The sequence below is a fragment of the Ralstonia pickettii genome, from assembly GCF_000607165.1.
Taxonomy (GTDB): Bacteria; Pseudomonadota; Gammaproteobacteria; order Burkholderiales; family Burkholderiaceae; genus Ralstonia; species Ralstonia holmesii.
The window spans coordinates 1-834 of sequence record NZ_JFZG01000029.1 but is presented as its reverse complement, the minus strand read 5'-3'; the positions used below and the strand labels follow the sequence as shown (position 1 = coordinate 834).

1 protein-coding gene is annotated in these 834 nt (G+C 64.7%); it reads left to right on the top strand.

Annotated features, from left to right (window positions below; all coding sequences use genetic code 11):
* Positions 1 to 805 (top strand): IS66 family transposase (tnpC, locus tag BG83_RS0125070; RefSeq protein ID WP_024979335.1); only part of this gene is annotated, 805 nt, incomplete at its 5' end.
* Between the last annotated feature and the right edge of the window lie 29 nt (positions 806 to 834).

The window sequence follows — 834 nt, the reverse complement described above, 5'->3', positions numbered from 1 at the left end:
CCACGGTGTTCTGCACGCCGACGAAACGCCAGTGCAGATGCTCGCGCCCGGCAATGGCAAGACGCACCGCGCCTACCTGTGGGCCTATGCGCCGAGCGAGTTCGAGAAGATGCGCGCGGTGATTTACCAGTTTGCGCCCAGCCGCAGCGGCGAGCACGCTCGCGCGTTCCTGGGGCAGTGGCAAGGCAAGCTGGTATGTGATGACTTCGCCGGCTACAAGGCCAGCTTCGACGGTGGCGTCACTGAGATCGGTTGCATGGCCCATTCGCGGCGCAAGTTCTTTGAACTGCACGACAAGCACAAGAGCGAATTGGCGGGCCAGGCACTGCGCTACATGGTGAGCTTGTACGAGATCGAGGCGCAAGTGCGGGATGCTGAGCCAGACCAGCGCCTGGCAGCGCGGCAACAAAGGGCTGGCCCGATTCTAGAGCGGCTGCACGCCTGGCTCGAGGAACAGCGACGCCGCGTCCCAGACGGCTCGGCGATCGCGCGGGCCATTGACTACAGCCTCAAGCGGTGGCCGGCTCTCGTGCGTTACCTCGACGACCCGACGGTGCCCATCGACAACAACCACGTCGAGCGACAGATCCGGCCGGTTGCCCTGGGTCGCTCCAATTGGTTGTTTGCAGGCTCACTGCGCGCCGGTCAACGCGCGGCTGCCGTCATGAGCCTGATCCAATCGGCCAAGCTCAACGGGCACGATCCCTACGCCTATCTGAAAGACGTCCTCACGCGACTGCCGACCCACAAGGCGGCCGACATCGCCGAACTGCTCCCGCATCGCTGGACGCCCAGCGCCACCTAGCTGGCAAGACGGGTTCACCGGGTGCTTAC